The organism is Mycobacterium sp. SMC-18 (genome assembly GCF_045310895.1).
Classification (GTDB): Bacteria; Actinomycetota; Actinomycetes; order Mycobacteriales; family Mycobacteriaceae; genus Mycobacterium.
In genome coordinates, this window is record NZ_JBJIAL010000001.1 from 301,221 (window position 1) to 316,693 (window position 15,473).

At 68.0% G+C, this 15,473-nt stretch carries 16 protein-coding genes and 2 rRNA genes; 3 read left to right on the forward strand and 15 right to left on the reverse strand.

Annotated features, from left to right (window positions below):
* The first annotated feature begins 27 nt into the window (after positions 1-27).
* On the forward strand, positions 28-762 hold the full coding sequence (locus tag ACJH6J_RS01480) for an O-methyltransferase (RefSeq protein ID WP_064986776.1): 735 nt from the start codon (positions 28-30) through the stop codon (positions 760-762).
* Here ACJH6J_RS01480 and ACJH6J_RS01485 read toward each other — a convergent pair.
* The 7 genes from ACJH6J_RS01485 to ACJH6J_RS01515 all read right to left on the reverse strand — a co-directional run bounded on the left by ACJH6J_RS01485 (position 750) and on the right by ACJH6J_RS01515 (position 7,381).
* Complete coding sequence (locus ACJH6J_RS01485; protein WP_064986775.1) at positions 750-1,115, reverse strand: DUF1622 domain-containing protein; 366 nt, start codon at positions 1,113-1,115, stop codon at positions 750-752. The two genes, ACJH6J_RS01480 and ACJH6J_RS01485, sit on opposite strands and share 13 nt — an antisense overlap.
* Positions 1,116-1,147: 32 nt before the next feature.
* Entirely contained in the window at positions 1,148-2,110 is a 963-nt protein-coding gene (xerD, locus tag ACJH6J_RS01490; RefSeq protein WP_212814184.1) for a site-specific tyrosine recombinase XerD, read from the reverse strand.
* On the reverse strand, positions 2,110-2,724 hold the full coding sequence (locus ACJH6J_RS01495; RefSeq protein ID WP_406803406.1) for an NUDIX domain-containing protein: 615 nt from the start codon (positions 2,722-2,724) through the stop codon (positions 2,110-2,112). Before ACJH6J_RS01495 ends, xerD begins: the two co-directional genes overlap by 1 nt.
* On the reverse strand, positions 2,717-4,483 hold the full coding sequence (locus tag ACJH6J_RS01500; RefSeq protein ID WP_212814180.1) for a CTP synthase: 1,767 nt from the start codon (positions 4,481-4,483) through the stop codon (positions 2,717-2,719). The genes ACJH6J_RS01495 and ACJH6J_RS01500 overlap by 8 nt, the downstream gene beginning before the upstream one ends.
* A 142-nt stretch (positions 4,484-4,625) precedes the next feature.
* Positions 4,626-5,567 (reverse strand): copper transporter, encoded by a 942-nt coding sequence (locus ACJH6J_RS01505; protein WP_212814178.1) that lies wholly within the window; start codon positions 5,565-5,567, stop codon positions 4,626-4,628.
* Positions 5,568-5,574: 7 nt separating this feature from the next.
* Positions 5,575-6,759, reverse strand: coding sequence for a putative cytokinetic ring protein SteA (steA, locus tag ACJH6J_RS01510; protein ID WP_212814175.1), 1,185 nt, complete (start codon positions 6,757-6,759; stop codon positions 5,575-5,577).
* 100 nt (positions 6,760-6,859) lie between these two features.
* A complete protein-coding gene (locus ACJH6J_RS01515; protein ID WP_212814174.1) occupies positions 6,860-7,381 on the reverse strand; it encodes a CGNR zinc finger domain-containing protein in 522 nt (173 codons plus the stop codon).
* Positions 7,382-7,520: 139 nt separating this feature from the next.
* On the opposite strand from ACJH6J_RS01515, the gene ACJH6J_RS01520 reads away from it, so the two are divergent.
* Both ACJH6J_RS01520 and ACJH6J_RS01525 read left to right on the forward strand, forming a co-directional pair.
* Positions 7,521-7,982, forward strand: coding sequence for a VOC family protein (locus ACJH6J_RS01520; protein WP_212814172.1), 462 nt, complete (start codon positions 7,521-7,523; stop codon positions 7,980-7,982).
* 8 nt (positions 7,983-7,990) lie between these two features.
* Positions 7,991-8,866, forward strand: coding sequence for a pyridoxamine 5'-phosphate oxidase family protein (locus tag ACJH6J_RS01525; protein ID WP_406776119.1), 876 nt, complete (start codon positions 7,991-7,993; stop codon positions 8,864-8,866).
* Here ACJH6J_RS01525 and recN read toward each other — a convergent pair.
* The 8 genes from recN to ACJH6J_RS01565 all read right to left on the reverse strand — a co-directional run.
* Positions 8,863-10,620: a DNA repair protein RecN gene (gene recN, locus ACJH6J_RS01530; RefSeq protein ID WP_212814770.1), complete on the reverse strand. Its 1,758-nt coding sequence runs from the start codon at positions 10,618-10,620 to the stop codon at positions 8,863-8,865. The genes ACJH6J_RS01525 and recN overlap by 4 nt on opposite strands.
* Positions 10,620-11,543, reverse strand: a complete 924-nt coding sequence (locus ACJH6J_RS01535) for an NAD kinase (RefSeq protein ID WP_020100018.1) — start codon at positions 11,541-11,543, stop codon at positions 10,620-10,622. Before ACJH6J_RS01535 ends, recN begins: the two co-directional genes overlap by 1 nt.
* Positions 11,540-12,349, reverse strand: coding sequence for a TlyA family RNA methyltransferase (locus ACJH6J_RS01540; protein ID WP_212814170.1), 810 nt, complete (start codon positions 12,347-12,349; stop codon positions 11,540-11,542). Before ACJH6J_RS01540 ends, ACJH6J_RS01535 begins: the two co-directional genes overlap by 4 nt.
* Positions 12,350-12,356: 7 nt before the next feature.
* On the reverse strand, positions 12,357-12,527 hold the full coding sequence (locus tag ACJH6J_RS01545) for a hypothetical protein (protein WP_090562517.1): 171 nt from the start codon (positions 12,525-12,527) through the stop codon (positions 12,357-12,359).
* 8 nt (positions 12,528-12,535) lie between these two features.
* Complete coding sequence (locus ACJH6J_RS01550; RefSeq protein ID WP_212814168.1) at positions 12,536-13,555, reverse strand: HAD-IIA family hydrolase; 1,020 nt, start codon at positions 13,553-13,555, stop codon at positions 12,536-12,538.
* 1 nt (position 13,556) lies between these two features.
* Positions 13,557-14,390 (reverse strand): tetratricopeptide repeat protein, encoded by an 834-nt coding sequence (locus ACJH6J_RS01555; protein ID WP_212814166.1) that lies wholly within the window; start codon positions 14,388-14,390, stop codon positions 13,557-13,559.
* Positions 14,391-14,589: 199 nt separating this feature from the next.
* Positions 14,590-14,703: ribosomal RNA gene (gene rrf / locus ACJH6J_RS01560) — 5S ribosomal RNA — on the reverse strand.
* A gap of 148 nt (positions 14,704-14,851) precedes the next feature.
* Positions 14,852-15,473 (reverse strand): 23S ribosomal RNA (locus tag ACJH6J_RS01565); the annotation flags it as partial.

The following is a 15,473-nucleotide window of genomic DNA, read 5'->3' on the forward strand; positions in this document are numbered from 1 at the left end:
CAGACCCGCTGTCCTAATGTGACTGCCATGAGCTGGAAGCGACGGTGGTCCTTCGTCCGGATGGCGCTGGGGATGCGAAAGTTCGTCCAGACCGGACAGTGGGGCGACGGCCGCGAGGCCGCCGCGGCCGCCTATGTGGAAGCGAACGCCCGCCGCGGCGACGTCGATCATGTCCTCGCGACCATCGACACGTTCGCCCGCGAACAGTCGATGCTCGTCAATGTCGGTGACGAAAAAGGCCAACTCCTCGAGTCCGCGCTCATCCGGGCCAACCCGTCGCGCATTCTCGAGCTGGGCACCTACTGCGGCTACAGCGCGCTGCTCATGGCCCGAACCGTGCCGGACGCGCACGTCTTCACCGTCGAACTGTCTGCGGACAACGCGGAGATCGCCCGCCGCATCTGGGCCCACGCCGGCGTCGCGGACCGGATCACGTGCGTGGTCGGCACCATCGGCGATGGCGGCGCGACGCTCGACGCGCTGGCCGGTCATGGATTCGGGCCGGGCAACCTCGATTTCGTGTTCATCGACCACGACAAGGCGGCCTACCTCAAGGACCTGGAGTCGATCCTGGCGCGGGGTTGGCTGCACCGCGGCGCGGTCGTCGTGGCGGACAACGTGAAGGTGCCCGGCGCTCCGGCCTACCGCGCGTACATGCGGGAACAGGAGGGCAAGCTGTGGCACACGCAGGAACACCCCACCCATGTCGAATACCAGAAAACGCTGCCTGACCTGGTGCTCGAGTCCGACTACCTGGGCTGAGCGTCGTCCGCCGCCTTGACCGGGCGCTGCCACGGCCACGAGCCGGTCATCTCGACCTGCAGCGAGAAGCTCAGGAAGGTCCGGATGGCGACGATGCCGGCCAGCACCGCGACGCTCTGCGCGGTTGGCGTGACGGCCACGGTGCGGATGATGTCGGCCGCGACGAGGAATTCGAGTCCCAGCAGGATCGAGCGGCCGAGCTGGCGCCGGAACGCGTCGTAGGCGCCGCCCTCTGAACCACGCATCCGACCGAACGTGGCGGCCAGGGCGATCACGGCACCGCCGACGATCACGGCGACACCGACGGCGTCGATCACCTTGCCGGTCGTCTCGATGATGTCGTAGAACGCCATGACCGGATGCTAGCCCCGGCCGATCGTCGTTCTCACCTGGCGCGCGGGTGCGCCCCCGCCCACACTTCGCGCAGCGCGCTGACGGTCACCAGCGTGTAGATCTGCGTGGTGGTGACGGACGCGTGGCCGAGCAGTTCCTGCACGACGCGCACGTCGGCGCCGCCTTCGAGCAGGTGCGTGGCGAACGAGTGGCGCAGCGTGTGTGGCGAGACCGCGGCGGTGATGCCAGCCCGTTCGGCGGAGTCCTGCAGCACCTGCCACGCGCTCTGCCGCGACAACCGGCCGCCGCGCGCGTTGAGGAAGATCGCGGGCGTGCCCTTGCCGCGGCGCGCCAGGTCGGGACGGCCCCGCACCAGGTAGGCATCCAGTGCCGTGACGGCGGGCCGGCCGATGGGCACCAGCCGCTGCTTGCCGCCCTTGCCGCGCAGCATCACCGACCGGGACTCGGTGTCGACGTCGTCACGGTCGAGGCCGACCGCCTCGGAGATGCGCGCCCCGGTCGAATACAGCAGTTCCAGCAACGCGCGGTTGCGCAACGTCAGCGGATTGTCGGCGTCACTGTCGCCGCCCGCGCCGTCCAGCAGCGCGATGACGTCGTCGTAGCTGAGGCTCTTGGGCAGCCGTCGGCCCGGTGTCGGCGGCTTCACACCGCGGGCGACGTCGGCGTCGGCGAGGCCTTCGGCGGCGGCGAACTTGTGCAGCCCACGCACCGCGATGACGGCCCGCGCGGCCGAGACCGAGGACAACGCGACGACGCCGTTGTCGGGATCGCCCTGACGCAGCGCGACGAGGAACTCGCTGACGTCGGTCTCGGTGACGGCGCGCAGGTCATCGATGCCGCGGCCGGCCAGATGGGCGGTGTACCGCCGGATGTCACGCCGATAGGAACTCAGCGTGTTGGCCGCGACGCCCCGCTCGATGCTGAGGTGGTTCAGGTAGCCCTGGACCTGCTGCTCCAGTCGCGACCGGACCCCCGCTGACGCCGCGGCCGTCATCAGTCCTGTTCCCGCCGGGTGCGCAGTGCGGACGGGCGGTCGATCCACGGCGCGTCGAGCGGCCGCTGCTCGGCCGGCCGGTGGGCGGCAGCCAGAATCCCGGCCACCGCAAGGGCATTGACGATCTCACCGTCGAACACCATCCGCACGGCATCGGCCAGCGGCACCCGCTTGACCACCAGGTCCGCTTCTTCGTCGTGCGCGTGCGGCCGGCCGATCTCGGTCAGGCCGGTGGCCAGGTAGATTCGCACGCTCTCGTCGCTGAATCCGGGCGCCGAGTCGACGTCGAGCAGCAGCTGCCAGTGTGCGGCAGCCAGGCCGGTTTCCTCTTCGAGTTCGCGCGCCGCGGTGACGTGCGGCGGCTCGTCACCCATATCGAGCAGCCCGGCGGGCAGCTCCCACAGCCGCCGCCCGATCGGATGCCGATATTGGTACACCAGTACCAGGTTCCCGTCGTCGTCGAGCGCGACCACCGCGACCGCCCCGTAGTGCTCGACCACCTCACGGCGCGCCGAGCCACCACCGGGCATCGCGACCTCGTCGGCCCGCAACGCGAAAATCTTTCCTACATAGACGGTTTCGCTCGAAAGCGTGGCGAAATCGTGGTCAGCCACGGGATTCTTGCAGCTGCTCGGCATCCTCGTCCGAACCCTCCGCATGCGATCCGGCGCCGTGCACCTCGGAGTCGATCTCCTCGAGCGGCAGGCGTTCGGCGGCCTTGTAGTCCAGCGACGCCCCGATGAACGACGCGAACAGCGGGTGCGGACGCGTCGGGCGGCTCTTGAGCTCCGGGTGCGCCTGCGTGCCGACCAGGAACGGGTGCAGGTCGGCGTCGTACTCCACGAACTCGACCAGCTGGCCGTCCGGCGACGTGCCGGAGAACTTCAGCCCGCTCTCGGAGATACGGTCGCGGTAGGCGTTGTTCACCTCGTAGCGGTGCCGGTGGCGTTCGGAGACCTCGGTCGCGTCGTAGGCCTTGGCCACGATCGAATCCGCCTGCAGCACGGCCGGATACGCACCGAGGCGCATGGTGCCGCCGAGGTCGGCCTCACCGGCCACCGCGTCGAGCTGGTCGGCCATGGTGGCGATCACCGGGTCCGGCGTGTGCTCGTCGAACTCCGCCGAGTTGGCGCCGCTGATGCCGACGGACCGCGCGGCCTCGATGACGATGCACTGCAACCCGAGGCACAGGCCCAGCAGCGGCAGCCGCTGGCGGCGGGCGTAGCTGATGGCGCCGAGCTTGCCCTCGATGCCGCGGATGCCGAAGCCACCCGGGATCAGCACGCCGTGCACGTCGCCGAGTGCGGCGGCCGCACCCTGCTCGGTCTCGCAGTCGTCGGAGGCGACCCAGCGGATCTCGACCTTCGAGTGGTGGGCGAACCCACCGGCGCGCAGCGCCTCGGCCACCGACAGGTACGCGTCGGACAGGTCGATGTACTTGCCCACCAAGGCGATTCGCACCGTCTCCTTGGGCTCGTGCACGCGGCGCAGCAGGTCGTCCCACTCCGACCAGTCCACGTCGCGGAACGGCAGGTTGAGCCGGCGCACCACGTAGGCGTCGAGTTCCTCGCGGTGCAGCACCTTGGGGATGTCGTAGATCGACGGGGCGTCCGGCGTCGAGATGACGCCGTCGATGTCGACGTCGCACATCAGCGCGATCTTGTTCTTCAGCGGCTCCGGCACATCGCGGTCGCAGCGCAGGATCAGCGCGTCCGGCGTGATACCGATGCTGCGCAGCGCGGCCACCGAGTGCTGGGTGGGCTTGGTCTTCAGCTCGCCCGACGGGGCCAGGTACGGCACCAGCGATACGTGCAGGAAGAAGACGTTCTCCCGGCCGACGTCGTGGCGGACCTGGCGGGCCGCCTCCAGGAACGGCTGCGACTCGATATCGCCTACGGTGCCGCCGATTTCGGTGATCACCACGTCGGGGCGCTTGCCCTGGGCATCGGGCAGCGCCATCTCGAGGATGCGGCTCTTGATCTCGTCGGTGATGTGCGGGATCACCTGGACGGTGTCGCCGAGGTAGTCGCCGCGACGCTCCTTGGCGATGACCTCGGAGTACACCTGGCCGGTGGTGACGTTCGCCGACCGCGACAGGTTGCGGTCCAGGAAGCGCTCGTAGTGGCCGATGTCCAGGTCGGTCTCGGCGCCGTCCTCGGTGACGAACACCTCGCCGTGCTGGAACGGGTTCATGGTGCCGGGGTCGACGTTGAGGTACGGGTCCAGCTTCTGCATCGTCACGTGCAGACCACGCGCGGTGAGCAATTGGCCAAGACTGCTGGCGGTCAGACCCTTACCGAGCGAGGAAGCGACCCCGCCGCTGACAAAAATGTGCTTCGTCGCGGCCTGTGGGTGCCTGCGTAGCGATGCCAAGAACGACCTCCGTGGTGATGGGGCAACGTAGCGGTTGAGCTACCTGGGGCCTGCCGACCCACGGAATTTCACCCTATCACCGACCGGCCCGAGCTGGGACTGACGCGCCGGTGACGGTCACCACGGCGCACTGCGGCGCGAATTACTGCAGGACCGTCACCGAGCTGGCGCCACGACCGATACCGAGCTGCGCCGGATGGCCGCCGGCGATGAGTTGCTGCAGCGACAGGACCGTGGTGATCCGGCCGGCCTGGCTGTTGACGTCGTCGACGGTGCCGACCGCGCCGGACAGACCGGCATCCGAACGCACGACGGCGACGGCCGCGGTGCCCGACGCGCAGCCGTCCCGGCCGGCCACGAGCGTGCCCGCACCGTGCGGCGCCAGGCCCGAGGCCAGGCGGGCCACCGTCGCCCCGCGATTGCCGGCGTCATCGCCCAGGGCGCCGCCGGTGACGATCAGTGCGCTGTCCGCGACCCCGATGCGCTGCGAGCCGTAGGTGACGAACCCGGTGTCGCGCAGCGTCGCGAGCACGGTGTCGCGCTGCATGTCGTCGACGGGCAGGACCGCCGGGTTGCGGTCGCGCAGTAGCGTGATGCCCAGCAGGTCACCGGCCTGCGAGCCCTGGTCGACGGTCCGGGTGCTCAGCTGACGTCCGGCCGGCACGATCGGCGAGTTCACCACCGACAGCAGCTTCTCCGAGGCGTTGGCGTCCACGAACTGCTGCGTCAGCGCGATGGTTCCCGTCACCGAACCCCCGGCGGCCGCAATCAGTTTCGCGGCCGCGTCGACGTCGTCGGTGGCGGCGTCCGGGGTGCGGAACACCACGACAGATTTCCCCGCCAGCGCGTCACGCACCATGCGCGGCGACATCTGGGCATCGAACTCGCCTGCCGCACTGAGCTTCTGGTTCAGTGCGTTCTTCTCGTCGGTGAGGGCGTTGATCTGGTTCTGCAACTCGTGTTTGTCGTCACGCAGTCCGGACAGCAGCGTGTTGGACAGCAGACCGGAACCGAGCATCACCCCGATGGCCAGCGCCAGGAACACCGCGGCCAGTGAGATCGCATGCGAGCGTAGGGAGATCATCGTCCGGCTAGCTCACCAATCCCTGGGCCCACAGCAGGAAGCGGTTCCAGTAGTCGGTCACCAGGTGCAGGACGGTGGCGTCGGCGCGCGCGACGTACAGCGCCACGATGACGGCGACCAGCATCGCCAGGACCAGCAGTGCGATGGCGCCGCCGGAGACGCGGCTGCGGTACAGCGTCGCAACGGCTTTCGCGTCGACCAGCTTCTCCCCCACCTTCAGGCGGGTCAGGAACGTCGACGGGGTGCTGGACTGCCGTGTGCGGTCGAAGAACTCTTCGATGTTGGCGCGGTGGCCGGCGGTGACGATCAGCGCGGCGCCGTGGTGGTCGACGAGCAGCAGCGCCAGGTCCGCGGCCGAGCCGGCGGCCGGGAACGTCATGGCACCGACGCCCAGATCCTGAATGCGCTCAAGACCTTTCGCGTGGCCGTCGGCGTCGGCCGGCAGCACCACCTGGGCACCGGACCGCAGCACATCGGCGCTCATCTCCTCGGGATCGCCGACGATCAGCGCGGGACGGTAGCCGGCCTTGCGCAGCGTGTCGGCGCCGGCGCCGACACCGACGAGCACCGGCTGGTACTCCTTGATGAACGGCTTGATGGCCTTCAGGTCAGCCTCGGCGCTCGGGTCGTCGGTGACCACCACGACGTGCCGGCGGTTCACGTCGACGTCGATGTCCGGGATGCCCATGCCGTCGATCAGCAGCGGGCTCTCACTGCGGATGAACTCGATCGTGTTGCCGGCGAACGCCTCCAGGTGCGCCACGAGGCCACTCTTGGCCTCGTGCATCATCTCGTGGATCTGCTCGTCGTTGCGCTCGTTGCCGAGGACCAGACGGCGATCGCCGTTGTAGATGCCGCCGTTGTGCAGCCGCACCTTGGCGCCGTCCTTGACCTTCTTGAAGACCTCTGGGCCGGTCTCGTCGATCAACGTAACCCCGTTGGCGACAAGCACTTCCGGCCCCAGGTTCGGGTAGCGGCCGGAGATCGACGACGAGGCGTTCACCACGGCGGCGACCTCGGCCTCCACCAGCGCGTCGGCGGTGATGCGGTCGAGGTCGAGTGCATCGAGAACGACGATGTCCCCCGGGCCGACGCGTCGCAGCAGTCGGTCGATGTCACGGTCAACGCGGGCGGTTCCAGTCACGCCCGGCTTCGGTCCGGCATTTCGGGTGAGCAGCGCTGCCATCTTCATGCGTCGATTCTGTCGATGAACCCTCAAGTAGAGGTGGAGGCGCGCCGTAACAACAGCCTCAGAAGTTTTCTTTTGTCACATCCGTAACAGCCGAATGGTCTCAATCTCGCTTCGCCGCATAGTGCCGGGCGGCCTTGGCACGGTTGCCGCACGTGGTCATCGAGTGCCAGCGCCGGGCGCCGTTCTTCGACGTGTCGTAGAACCACAGCACGCAGTGCGGGTGCGCGCACTGCTTGATCCGGCCGGCCGATTCCGCCAGCAGCTGCAGCAGGTTGTCGGCCGCGAGCCAACCGGGCAGCCATTCGGATCGGGGCACGTCCACATCGTCGTGCGGCCCGGACTCCGCGAGGGACCGCCGGATACGGCCATGGTCCAGGACAGCGTTCAACTCGTCGGCCGCGCCGTCGGTGACCACCTGCAGGATGGCTTCGCGCGCCCGCAGCAGGGCCGCGCGGGTCTTCTCATCGGATTCACAACGATCGTCGAGACCGTTGGCCACCAACCAACATCGGAGTCCCGCCACGTCGGTCAGGAGATCCCGGGGCCCCTCCGCCGACATCCACCGGGTGTTCAGCAGATCCAGCGCGAGAGGTTCGCCGACGTGCGGGCGCGGATCACGCATAGCTGAGATTAACCGCCTCTCCTGCATCGACAGCCTCCCGACAGTCCACTAACCATCTATTTTCATTTTGGTGGTTGACACGTTGCGCCTCCGATTCTAACCTTCAAATGTCAGATCAACAGTTACAACGGAGGAACCGATGACCACCGCCATCACCCCCAAGCTCGCCCCCGGCCACGTCGGGCTCAACGTCACCGACCTGTCGCGATCCGTCGACTTCTACCGGCGTGCTTTGGGTTTCGAACAGCTCGGCATCAGCGACGAGGGCGACCACCGCTTCGCCTTCCTGGGTTCCGAGGGCACCCTGCGGCTGACGTTGTGGCAGCAGAGCGACGGCGCGTTCTCCACCCGCAGCCCGGGTCTGCACCACCTGTCGTTCCAGGTCGACACCATCGAGCAGGTTCAGACGGTGGAGGCCGCACTCAAAGAGCTGGGCGTGACGTTCGCCCACGACGGCGTGGTGGCACACGGCGAGGGCGCGGCCTCGGGCGGCATCTTCTTCACCGACCCCGACGGCATCCGGCTGGAGATCTACGCTCCGAGCGGCGCCGAGACCGCTCCGGCACCGAGCGGCGCCGCCCCCACCTGCGGATTCTTCTGAGCCGCGCCATGACTGCCTACCACGCCGGTGAGCTGGAAGTGCAGCGGCGCATGGGCCAGGCGGAGATCGCTGTCCGCGTCGGCCGGATGATCCGTACGGAGATTCCGGCCGCCGCGGCGGCCTTCCTGGCCGAGCAGCCCATGGTGGTCCTCGCCGCGACAGACGACGCGGGCCGCGTCTGGGCCAGTTTGGTCACCGGCCCCGCCGGGTTCGTGCACGCCGACGACGACCACACCATCGTGGTCGACGCCCTGCCCGTGCCTGGCGATCCGCTGCACGATGTCGTACGCCGGCCGGGCCAGCAGGTCGGCATGATCGCGATCGAACCGCAGACCCGGCGCCGCATGCGGGTCAACGGCGTCGCCCAACCGACCGATGACGGGCTCCGTATCCACCCCGACCAGGTGTACTCGAACTGCCCGAAGTACATCTCGCGCAGGTACATCGACGGTGTCGCCGAGGAGACGCATCGTCCGGAAGTCCGTCACGCCGACGTCCTCGATGAGCGTCTGCAGCGCGTAGTCGCCCGCACCGACACCTTCTTCATCGGGTCGGCCGATCCGGACGGGAACGCCGATGCGTCGCACCGCGGCGGCAATCCCGGCTTCCTGCAGGTGCTTTCGCCGAACCGGCTGCGCTGGCCGGACTACCGAGGCAATTCGATGTTCATGACGCTGGGCAACATCAGCGCCAACCCGCGCGCCGGACTGCTGATCCCCGACTGGCAGACCGGGACCACGCTGCAGCTGACCGGCACCGCCGAGATCATCTGGGACGACGGCCCGCAATGTTCGGTGGAATTCACCGTGGATGAGGTGATCGAGCTGACAGACGTCAGTCCACTCAGATGGGGACAGGCCGAGCTGTCGCCCGCCAACCCCTAAGGCGCCGCATGCTCCTGCTGCGCCGCCTCGAGCAGCTCGCGAGCATGCGCACGACCACTGTCGGTGTCGCCGAGTCCGGCCAGCATGCGGGCCAACTCAGCGACCCGGTCCTCGTCCTCGAGGCGCACCACGCGGCTCGACTTCGGGCCGCTCTCCACCACCAGGTGCACGTCGCCGTAGGCCGCGACCTGCGGCAGGTGCGTCACGACGATGACCTGGTGGGTACGGGCCAGCCGGGCCAGGCGCTTGCCGATCTGCACGGCGGCGCGGCCACCGACACCGGCGTCGACCTCGTCGAACACCATGGTGGTGCCTTCGGCGGACGCCGACAGCACCACTTCCAGGGCGAGCATCACGCGCGACAACTCGCCACCGGACGCACTCTTGGCCAGCGGCAGCACGTCCGAACCGCTGTGCGGCGTGAAACCGAACTCGACGGCGTCGACGCCGTCGTGCCCGGCATGCACGAGGGTGCCGTCGGGCAAGGTCAGCGGCGCGCTGTCGTCGGCGCGCGCCTCCAGCGGTGACACCGTGATGCTGAATCCGGCGCCGCCCATCGCCAGACCGGCGAGCTCCGCGGTCACCGCCTTCGCCAGGGACTTCGACGCCTTGGTGCGGGCCTTGGTGACCTCGGCGGCGGCCAGCACCACCTTGTCGTGCCGTTCGTCGACCTGTTTCTGCAGTTCGGCCAGGGCTTCTTCCGAGACGTCGAGCTGCGACAGCCGCTGCCGGGCGTCGGCCGCCCACTGCAGTACCCCGTCGATGTCCGCGGCGTACTTGCGGGTGAGGTTGCGCAGCTCAGCCTGGCGCGCCAGCTTGGATTCCAGAGTGCTTGCGTCGCTGGGCAATTCGGAAAGATAGTCACCGAGTTCACCGGACACGTCACCGATCACCGCAAGCGCCTCGGCCAGGCGATCGCCGAGGGCACGCAGCACGGCGTCGTCCGTCGCCGACAACACCGACTTGGCCTGCGCCGCGGCATCGAGTGCCGACGTGGCGTCGTCCGACGGGCCATCGCCGAGTTCGCCGGACAGCGCCGCGCGGGCCGTCTGCGCGGCGTCCCGCAGCGCATCCAGCTCGGACAGCCGGCGGATGTCGGCGACCAACGCGTCGTCCTCGCCGGCTTCCGGCGCCACCGCGTCGATCTCCCCCAGCCCGAACTGCAGCCGGTCCGCCTCCATGGCGAGATCCCGCGCCCGGTTGCGGCGGTCGATCAAATCTCGTCGGGCAGTGAGCCATTCGTCCCGCAGCTTGCGGTATTTGGCCAGCAGCCCGGTCACGTCGACGTAGCGGTCCAGCGCGCCGCGCTGCTCGTCGGGACGCATGAGTCGCAGCTGATCATTCTGCCCGTGCAAGGCAAGCAATTCCGTGGTGAACGTGGCCAGCGATTTCGCCGGCACACTCCGGCCACCCAGGTATGCGCGCGACGGCCCGTCCTTGCTCACCGAACGCGCGGCGATGACGCTGCCGTCGTCATCGCGGTCGGCGCCGGAGGCCTCGAGAATCTCATCGACCCGCTCGGACACCCCGTCGCCGAGTTCGGTTGTGGTGAAACGGCCTTCGACGACAGCGCGGGCCGAACCCGAACGCACCCGGCTGGGGTCGGCGCGCGCGCCCCCCAACAGGTGCAGGCTGGTGACCACCATGGTCTTACCGGTACCGGTCTCGCCGGTCAGCACAGTCAGACCACGGCCGAATTCGGCAGTGGCCGCACTGATGGCGCCGAGCGCCTCGATGCGAATCTCGGTCAGCATTACTGGCCGCGCCACCCTTTCACCGGCAACCGGAATTTGCGCACCAAACGGTCGGAGAACGGGGCGCTGTCGAGTCGAACCCATTTCAGCGAGACTTCGCAGCGGGTGACCTCCAGCCGGCCACCGGCCGGGACCACCATCTGGCGGCGGCCGTCGCAGAACACCATGGCGTCATTGTTGCCCGCTTCGACCTCGATCGCGATCGATGCGTCGGGGCTGGTCACCATGGGACGGGCGAACAGGGCGTGAGCGTTGTTGGGTACCACCAGGATTGCTTCGAGGTCGGGCCACAGAATCGGGCCGCCCGCGGAGAAGGCATAGGCGGTGGATCCAGTGGGGGCCGACACCAGCACGCCGTCGCAGCCGAACGCCGAGACCGGACGGCCGTCGACCTCGAGCACCACGTTCAGCACACCGAACCGGCTGCTCTTCTCCAGGCTGGCTTCGTTGAGCGCCCAGCCGCGCTGCACGATCTCACCGTCGACGCGGACCCCGATGTCGAGCGTCATCCGCTCTTCGACCCGGTAGTCCTTGTTGATGATGCGCTCGAGCACATGGTCGATGGCCTCGGCCTCGGCCTCCGCCAGGAACCCGATGTGTCCGAGGTTGACCCCGACCACGGGGATCTCGGCATTGCGGGCCAGCTCGGCTGCCCGCAGGAAGGTGCCGTCACCGCCGAGCACCAGGACCAGTTCACAGCCCTCGGCCGCATGGCTGTCGGGATCGACGACCGTGATGTCGACGCCCATCGCGCGCATGTGGTCCGGGGCCAGGTGCAGAGCCCCCCGGTCGACGGCTTCGGCGGCGAGCACGCGCAAACCGATTCCGTTGTCGCCCAGTACTTTTTCGACACGGGTTGCGGTTTCGGTGGCTTCGTCGCGGCCGGTGTGGATCACCAGCAGGACGGTGCGTTCGCGCGTCACTGCGGCCCCTCGGCGACCGCGCGGCCGACGGCTGCGACGAGCGCGTCGCCCTGCAGCGGTTGATCGGTCGTGGCCCGCAGCCGCAGGAAGTACTCGACGTTGCCCGACGGGCCGGGCAGTGGGCTGGCGGTGACGTCGACCGCATGCCAGCCGAGTTCCGCGGCGCGCCGCGCGACCGTCAGCACCGCATCGGCGCGCAATTCCGGGTCGGAAACCACACCACCGGCTCCAACTCGATCCTTGCCCACCTCGAACTGCGGCTTCACCATGGGAACGATATCGGCTAGGGCCGACGCACATGCGGTCAGTGCCGGTAGGACCGTGGCCAACGAGATGAACGACAGATCGGCCACGACCAGGTCGACCGGGCCACCGATGGCCTCGGCCGTCAGCTCCCGCACGTTCGTCCGCTCCATGACGATGACGCGATCATCAGAGCGCAACGACCAGGCCAACTGGCCGTAGCCGACGTCGGCCGCGACTATCTCGCGGGCTCCGCGGTCCAGCAGTACCTCGGTGAATCCGCCGGTGGACGCACCGGCGTCCAGGCAGCGTCGTCCCTCGGGTGAGACGCCGAACGCGTCGAGCGCCCCGATCAGCTTGTGCGCGCCACGGGACACCCAGCTGCGCTCGGTGGATTCGGCGACCAGGAGATTGGCCGCGGGAGTCACCGCCGTCGAGGCTTTCGATGCCCGCATACCGTCGATGGTCACGCGGCCGGCCTCGATCAGTTCGGCGGCTTGTTGACGAGACCGGGCGAGCCCCCGCCGGACGAGTTCGGCATCAACACGTGCGCGTCGCGTCACGTGCCCGTCACCCCTTCTCGACCGATTCCAGGGCCCGGACCAGCAGATTGTGGGCGTGGTCCAAACCCGCCGCGACAGCCTCGAGGTCCGGTGTCTCGTCGCCCTCGCCGGACAAATCCGGGAGATGGGACAGCAGGACCGCGATGTCCTCGCGGATCTGGTCAGGATCGGTACTCATAGCGATGTTCACGCTAGCGGATCGGTGCCGTCGAGCAGCGACCACCGATCCAATGCCGCGCGTGCCGTGTCGTCCCCGGCCGCGATGCGCACCCGACCCGAGACGGCGCCGGACCATACGGCACCGGCCGTCGCGCGGACCACCGACAGTTCGTCGTCAACGGGTTCGCCGGTGGCGTGGACGGTGACCTCGTTGCCGGACATCTCGACCCGCCACGCGGGGTGCGGCCCGACTCGCAAGGCATCCGCAGGCGCCGCCAGCGAGCGCAGGTCGGGCGCCAGGTAGTCGGGACGCTCGCCGGGGACGGCGTGCACCATGTCGGCGGCGGTGTTCACCCCGGTCAGCACCATCAGGCTGGGCAGTCCGGCGGCATTCGCCCCTGCGATATCGGTGTCGAGCCGGTCGCCGACGACCAACGGGGTTCCATACTGACCGCGGGCCAGGGCGTCGTTCATCAACGTGGGCTGCGGCTTACCGGCGACCTGCGGCACCTGTTCGGTGGCGGTCTGCAGTGCGGCGACCATCGAGCCGTTCCCCGGGAGCAGCCCCCGCTCCGACGGCAGCGTCTTGTCGCTGTTGGCCGCCACCCACAGGCCACCGGCCCGGATGGTCAGCGCCGCTTCGGCGAGGTCGGCCCACCCGGTCTGGGGCGAATGCCCCTGGACCACCGCGACCGGCCCGTCGGTGAACTGCCGTACCGGCTGCAGGCCGGCATTGGCGACCTCAGCGGCCAGCGCATCCGTACCGATGACCAGAACCTTGGCGCCCGCGGGTAGCTGTAGCGCGAGCAGGTGCGCCGCACTCTGGGCGCTGGTCACCACGTCGTCGGCATGCGCGCAGAAGCCGAGCGCGTCGAGGTGGTCCGCCACCTCTGCCGGGCTTCGCGACGCATTGTTGGTCACATAAAGCTTGCGCGACGTGACCGCGGCAAGGGCGTCGACCGCACCTTCGGTGGCCTCATGACCACGGAAGACAGTGCCGTCGAGGTCCAGGAGCAAGCAGTCGTGCAGCTGAGCCAGCGTCGTCACGTCAGCCCAATTCGGCGACGCGGTCCTCGGCGTCCGTGACGCCTTCCAGGTCCGCGGCTGCTGCATGCAGGAACCACTGGAGTGCGTCGTCCTTGCGGTCCAGAGCCAACAGCGTCTCGGCATATACATAGAACAGGCGAGCTGCCGTCTGGCCCGTCCGGGTGGAATCCAGCGGCGGGTTGGACAGCAGTGCCAGCGCCTGCGCCGGCTGGCCGAGATCGCAGCGTGCACCAGCCAGGACGATCTTCAGTTCGTCGGCGTCGTCACCGGTGAGCTGTTCGGCTTCGGGGCTGCGACCCAACTCGATGGCGCGCTCCGGACGGCCGACACCTCGCTCACAGTCGGCGATGAGGGCCAGCAGCGGAGACTTGCTGCCCATCCGTCGGGCGGCACGCAGCTCGGAAAGGGCCTGCGCCCAGTCACCACAGTGGTATGCCGCGATGCCGACGGCCTCCCGGATCGCCGCGATCCGCGACGCCCGGTTCCGCGCGGCACGCGCGTGCTCGAGGGCGGCTTCCGGATCTTCTTCCAGCAGGTCGCCGGCCATGACGAGGTGCTTGGCCACATAGTCCGCGGTCGCCTTGTCGAGCGTCGTCAGTTCACGACGGACCTCGGGCGAGAGCTGCTTGGCTTCGACATCGTCGGGCAGCCGGGGGCCGGCCGGGCGATCGGACGGCGTCACGCCATCACGGGACTGCGGCGGCCGGCCGTTCCGATCTGAACCGGGGCGCCTGGGGGCCTGCGCGCGGTCACGCTGCGGCCGCTGCCCGCGTCGTGCGTCGCCGTCGTCTCTGCGCGAGGGGCGGCGATCGCCGCCCTGCCTGTTGTCGACCACTGGAACCTTTCCTACGAAATCTCAGGTCAGAATACGGCCCGACCTGTCACTGGCCGAACTTTGCTCGCGAAACCCGCCCTCCAGACACCGGCGCCGAAGCAATCGGACACCGGCAGCGGGCCATTTCCGAGCCGAGAAATGGAAATTCCTCAAATAGAATCACCCCCCACATAAATGTGGGGGGTGATTCCTAATTTGTGTTCGGCGGTGTCCTACTTTTCCGCCCGTGCAGGGCAGTATCATCGGCGCTGGCAGGCTTAGCTTCCGGGTTCGGGATGGGACCGGGCGTTTCCCTGCCGCTGTTGCCGCCGTAACTCTATTCATTTTACGCCTCCACCAGCGTTAACCCTGTGGGTTGTTTGGTGGTGGGGTGTGGTCTGTGTGATTCTTCGGTGTGGATTGTGGTTGCGAGGCACGTTGGTGTGCAATGTTCTTGTTTACACACGTTGGTTTTTTTGGGTGTGTGTAAGTTTTCGGCCGGTTAGTGCCAGTTCCCTAAACTTATTGCTAAGTGTGCAGGTCTGGTCTATCGATCCCGTGGTCTGCGGGGGGCCTTATCCCTCTAAAAGGGTGAGAAACCTGGTCTTGGAAGAGGTTTCCCGCTTAGATGCTTTCAGCGGTTATCCTGTCCGAACGTAGCTATCCAGCGGTGCCCCTGGTGGGACAACTGGTAGACCAGAGGTTCGTCCGTCCCGGTCCTCTCGTACTAGGGACAGGTTTCCTCAAGTTTCTGACGCGCGCGGCGGATAGAGACCGAACTGTCTCACGACGTTCTAAACCCAGCTCGCGTGCCGCTTTAATGGGCGAACAGCCCAACCCTTGGGACCTGCTCCAGCCCCAGGATGCGACGAGCCGACATCGAGGTGCCAAACCATCCCGTCGATATGGACTCTTGGGGAAGATCAGCCTGTTATCCCCGGGGTACCTTTTATCCGTTGAGCGACACCCCTTCCACTCGGGGGTGCCGGATCACTAGTCCCGACTTTCGTCCCTGCTCGACATGTATGTCTCGCAGTCAAGCTCCCTTGTGCACTTACACTCAACACCTGATTGCCGTCCAGGTTGAGGGAACCTTTGGGCGCC

Coding starts and splice junctions, on each gene's coding strand:
- ACJH6J_RS01480 (WP_064986776.1), top strand. CDS start 28: ATGAGCTGGAAGCGACGGTGGTCCTTCGTCCGGATGGCGCTGGGGATG.
- ACJH6J_RS01485 (WP_064986775.1), bottom strand. CDS start 1,115: ATGGCGTTCTACGACATCATCGAGACGACCGGCAAGGTGATCGACGCC.
- xerD (WP_212814184.1), bottom strand. CDS start 2,110: ATGACGGCCGCGGCGTCAGCGGGGGTCCGGTCGCGACTGGAGCAGCAG.
- ACJH6J_RS01505 (WP_212814178.1), bottom strand. CDS start 5,567: ATGATCTCCCTACGCTCGCATGCGATCTCACTGGCCGCGGTGTTCCTG.
- steA (WP_212814175.1), bottom strand. CDS start 6,759: ATGAAGATGGCAGCGCTGCTCACCCGAAATGCCGGACCGAAGCCGGGC.
- ACJH6J_RS01515 (WP_212814174.1), bottom strand. CDS start 7,381: ATGCGTGATCCGCGCCCGCACGTCGGCGAACCTCTCGCGCTGGATCTG.
- ACJH6J_RS01520 (WP_212814172.1), top strand. CDS start 7,521: ATGACCACCGCCATCACCCCCAAGCTCGCCCCCGGCCACGTCGGGCTC.
- ACJH6J_RS01525 (WP_406776119.1), top strand. CDS start 7,991: ATGACTGCCTACCACGCCGGTGAGCTGGAAGTGCAGCGGCGCATGGGC.
- recN (WP_212814770.1), bottom strand. CDS start 10,620: ATGCTGACCGAGATTCGCATCGAGGCGCTCGGCGCCATCAGTGCGGCC.
- ACJH6J_RS01545 (WP_090562517.1), bottom strand. CDS start 12,527: ATGAGTACCGATCCTGACCAGATCCGCGAGGACATCGCGGTCCTGCTG.